This is a genomic window from Synechococcus sp. R6-5, from assembly GCF_047461775.1.
Classification (GTDB): Bacteria; Cyanobacteriota; Cyanobacteriia; order Thermostichales; family Thermostichaceae; genus Thermostichus.
Map to the genome: position 1 here is coordinate 1 of NZ_JANSHV010000092.1, position 4119 is coordinate 4119.

General features: G+C 59.1%; 4 protein-coding genes. All 4 read left to right on the forward strand.

The genetic code is table 11. The features are described 5' to 3' along the window. The coding region (gene dnaK, locus NW818_RS05685; protein WP_414424048.1) for a molecular chaperone DnaK at window positions 1–1318 on the forward strand (1318 nt) is incomplete at its 5' end. 130 nt (window positions 1319–1448) lie between these two features. Then, entirely contained in the window at window positions 1449–2633 is a 1185-nt protein-coding gene (gene dnaJ / locus NW818_RS05690; RefSeq protein ID WP_414355537.1) for a molecular chaperone DnaJ, read from the forward strand. Further along, entirely contained in the window at window positions 2630–2899 is a 270-nt protein-coding gene (locus tag NW818_RS05695; protein ID WP_414329168.1) for a sulfurtransferase TusA family protein, read from the forward strand. Before dnaJ ends, NW818_RS05695 begins: the two co-directional genes overlap by 4 nt. Next, entirely contained in the window at window positions 2896–3924 is a 1029-nt protein-coding gene (gene rsgA, locus NW818_RS05700) for a ribosome small subunit-dependent GTPase A (protein WP_414424049.1), read from the forward strand. The genes NW818_RS05695 and rsgA overlap by 4 nt, the downstream gene beginning before the upstream one ends. Window positions 3925–4119: the final 195 nt, after the last annotated feature.

Here is a 4119-nt window from a genome sequence, read left to right on the forward strand (position 1 = left end):
GCGCATCATCAACGAGCCGACAGCAGCCGCCCTGGCCTATGGCCTAGACAAACAAGATCAAGACCTACGCATTCTGGTTTTCGATTTGGGTGGCGGCACCTTCGATGTCTCGGTGCTGCAACTGGGCAGCGGCGTGTTTGAGGTGCAAGCGACTGCCGGCAACAACCACCTGGGGGGGGATGACTTCGACCAAAGAATTGTCGATTGGCTCATCCGTCAGTTTTTGGAGACGGAAGGGATCGACCTCTCGCGGGATCGCATGGCCCTGCAGCGGATGCGGGAGGCTGCTGAGAAGGCCAAAATTGAGCTGTCCAGCACCCAGGTTACACTCATTAACCTGCCTTTTATCACCGCCGACGATTCGGGGCCCAAGCACCTGGAAGTGGAGCTGACCCGCGGCAAGTTTGAGGAGTTGGTGCGGGATCTGGTGGAGGCCACCGTGGAGCCTACAGAACAGGCGCTGCGGGATGCTGGCCTCTCCCCTGCAGACATCGACCGCGTGCTGCTGGTGGGCGGCTCTACTCGTATTCCCGCTGTCCAGGAGAAAATTCGGCAAATCTTCAAAAAAAACCCAGATCGCTCCGTCAACCCGGACGAGGCGGTGGCCCTTGGCGCTGCCATCCAGGCAGGCGTGGTGGGTGGAGAAGTGAAAGATCTACTGCTGCTGGACGTGATCCCTCTCTCGATTGGGGTGGAAACGCTGGGGGGAGTCTTCACCCGCATCATCGAGCGCAACACCACCATTCCCACCAGTAAAACCCAGATTTTCTCCACTGCCACCGATGGCCAGAGTGTGGTGGAGATTCACGTCCTGCAGGGAGAGCGGGCCATGGCCAAAGACAACAAAACCTTGGGCCGCTTTCAGCTGACCGGGATCCCGCCGGCTCCCCGTGGGGTGCCCCAGATCGAGGTTTCTTTTGACATCGATGCCAACGGGATCTTGAAAGTCTCGGCTCGGGAAAAGGGGACAGGAATCGAGCAGAGCGTCAAGATCACCAACAACGGTGGCTTGAGCAGCAGCGAGATCGAGCGAATGCGTCGGGAAGCGGAGGCCTATGCCGAAGAAGATCAGCGCCGGCGGCAGTTGGTGGAAGCCCGCAACCAGTCAGATAGCCTGCTCTACAACTACGACAAAACCCTGCAGGAGCATGGCAATCGCCTCAGCGAAGCTCGAATCCAGCGGGGGGCTCAAGTGGCGGGCACATTGAGGGCATTGCTGGCAAATGATAACGTAGACTTAGCAACTTTACGGAACGCAATGGAAGAACTGCGGGCTGTCCTGCTGGAGATGGGTAGCGAGATCTATGGAGCTCGCTGAGGATTCTAGGCAACTGCTTGCTCTCCCCCAGCTCCGGTGCCTTGTAGGTCTGCTTCGGTTGTGCTGCCTGACAAGTTGCATCTCAAGTGTGTCTGATGTTTTGATCTTTAACCTCTTCTGAAGCGCTTCTATGGCTCGCGACTACTATGAAATCTTGGGGGTTAGCCGCGATAGCTCCAAAGAGGAGATCAAGCGCGCCTATCGACGGTTGGCTCGTAAGTACCACCCGGATGTCAACAAGGAGCCAGGCGCCGAGGAGCGCTTCAAAGAGATCAACCGTGCCTATGAGGTGCTCTCTGATAATGAGCTAAAAGCTCGCTACGATCGCTTTGGAGAAGCGGGTTTGAGTGGAGCTGCTGCGGCAGCAAGTGGATTCCAGGATTTTGCGGGGATGGGTGGCTTTGCCGACATTTTCGAGAGCTTTTTCACCAACTTTGCAGGGGCAGGAGCCGGCTATGCCCGCAGTCGCCAGGGGCCGGTACGGGGCGATGATCTGCGCTTTGACCTAAAACTGGAGTTTCTGGAAGCCATCTTCGGCGGCGAAAAGCAGATTCGCATCAGCCACTTGGAAGTCTGCAACGTCTGTGGAGGCAGCGGGGCTAAGCCCGGTACGGAGGTGAAAACTTGCCCCACCTGCGGGGGCGGCGGTCAGGTGCGGCGGGCAACCCGCACGCCGTTTGGCAACTTTACCCAGGTCTCGGTTTGTCCCACCTGTGGTGGCAGCGGTCAGGTGTTGGAAGAGCCCTGCTACAACTGCAACGGCGAGGGCTTGGCCCAAACCACGAAGAAACTGCGCATCAACATCCCAGCCGGTGTAGACAGTGGCACCCGTTTGCGGGTTTCCGGAGAAGGCGATGCCGGTCGACGCGGTGGCCCGCCCGGGGATCTCTACGTCTACCTATTCGTGGAACCGGATCCCGACTTCCAGCGAGATGGCCTGACCATTCTCTCGGAGGTGCGGGTGAGCTATTTGCAGGCCATTTTGGGGGCCAAAGTCTCTGTGCCCACCGTGGACTCGAAAGCCGGCCTGGAGGAGGAGGTGGAGCTGACCATCCCAGCCGGATCCCAGCCGGGTACAGTGCTGACTCTGGAAGGTAAGGGGGTACCTCGCATTGGCAACCCGATGTCTCGGGGCGACCACCAAATCACGCTGGTGGTGGAGATCCCCACCCGCATCAGCTCGGAAGAGCGGGAATTGCTCATGCGCCTGGCTGAGTTGCACGGAGAACGCATCAACAAGCGGGATGGTTTCTTGGGCGGGTTGTTGCGGGGGCTGGCCCAGATGCCTGGCAACCGGGAGCGTGAGGAAGAATGACTGCAGAGGCTGTTTCGTCGGAAGAGGTCAAGTTTATCCTTGACCAGCGCGGGATCCCTTGCCCACTTAACTACGTGCGGGCGAAGCTGCGCCTGGAGCGCATGGCTCCTGGAGAACTGCTGGAGCTATGGCTGGATGCGGGAGAACCTCTGGAGCAGGTGCCCAACAGTCTAGCCATGGCCGGGCATCGGATTGAGGGACAGGCAGCTTCCCCCGAAGGCCATTACATTCTCTGGGTGCGTCGCGGCACACCTGCGTCGCCATGAACCCGGTGAAACCGGAAGGAAAAGATTGTACCGGCTGGGTGCGAGCAGCGCAGGCCAACTTTTATCGCGTGCGGATCGATCCAAGTTTGGCTGCCCTCTTTCCCGAGATCCCGGCTCGGTTTCCGGTTGAAAAGCCCACGCCGGCAGAGATTCTCTGTACCAGTCGGGCCAAGCTGAAAAAAATGGGTCAGCAGGTGATGGTGGGGGACTGGGTGGAGGTGCGCTTGCCGCCTGCTGCCGCCGACCTCTGGCCGGAGCGGGGGGTGATCGAGGCGATCCTGCCGCGGCGCACTCAGCTGCCTCGACCCGCTATTGCCAACGCAACCCAAGTTCTGGTGGTGGTGGCCCTGGCCGAGCCCGACCCTGAGCCCAACGCCCTCAGTCGTCTGCTGGTGCAAGCCGAGGCCAGCCAACTGCGGGTTCAGGTGGTGTTGAACAAATGCGACTGCGTGGATCCCGAGGTAGCGACAACCTGGGTGGGACGCCTGCAGAGGTGGGGATATGAGCCTCTGTTGGTCAGTGCCCACACCCAAGCTGGGATCCCCCAGTTGCAACAGTGCTGTCGAGATCAGATCTCGGTGGTGATGGGCCCTTCCGGGGTGGGCAAATCCAGCTTGCTCAATCGGCTGCTGCCGGACGTTCGGCTGGCCACTCAGGCCGTCTCCAGACGTTTGGGCCATGGTCGGCACACCACCCGCCATGTGGAGCTGTTTCCTTTGCCGGAAGGCGGTTGGATCGCCGATTCGCCGGGATTCAATGCTGGCGAAGGGATCCCGCCGGTGCATCCTTTGCAGTTGATACGGTGCTTCCCCGAAGTAAGGGATCGCTTGGGCGCCTGTCAGTTTCGCGATTGCCTGCACCATCGAGAGCCGGGCTGTGGGCTCCGAGATCTGGATTGGGAACGACGGACTTTTTACTTGCAGCTTTTGCAAGAAGTCCAGCAGGTGCAAAAGGCATCGGTGGGCCTTATCCAGCCTGGCCAAGATCCCAGTCTCGCCAGAATTGCGCGAAAGACCCCAATCTGAGGACTATAGTCATTCCAAACTAGATTGAGACACTCCTCAAGCATTCCGTGCAGCTTCTGCGACCACTCCCAGCCCCTCTTCCTTTGGGAGAGGTGAGTTAGGAAACAATACACAAATGTTTCATTCCTGTCTAAAATGACTATAAAACGACCGTAGAATGTCAGGTGGACCAGATCTTGCGGATGGGCAAGGTGA

What these genes read in the sequence shown, in the direction of transcription:
- dnaJ (WP_414355537.1), top strand. Translation starts at nt 1,449, where the DNA reads ATGGCTCGCGACTACTATGAAATCTTGGGGGTTAGCCGCGATAGCTCC.
- NW818_RS05695 (WP_414329168.1), top strand. Translation starts at nt 2,630, where the DNA reads ATGACTGCAGAGGCTGTTTCGTCGGAAGAGGTCAAGTTTATCCTTGAC.
- rsgA (WP_414424049.1), top strand. Translation starts at nt 2,896, where the DNA reads ATGAACCCGGTGAAACCGGAAGGAAAAGATTGTACCGGCTGGGTGCGA.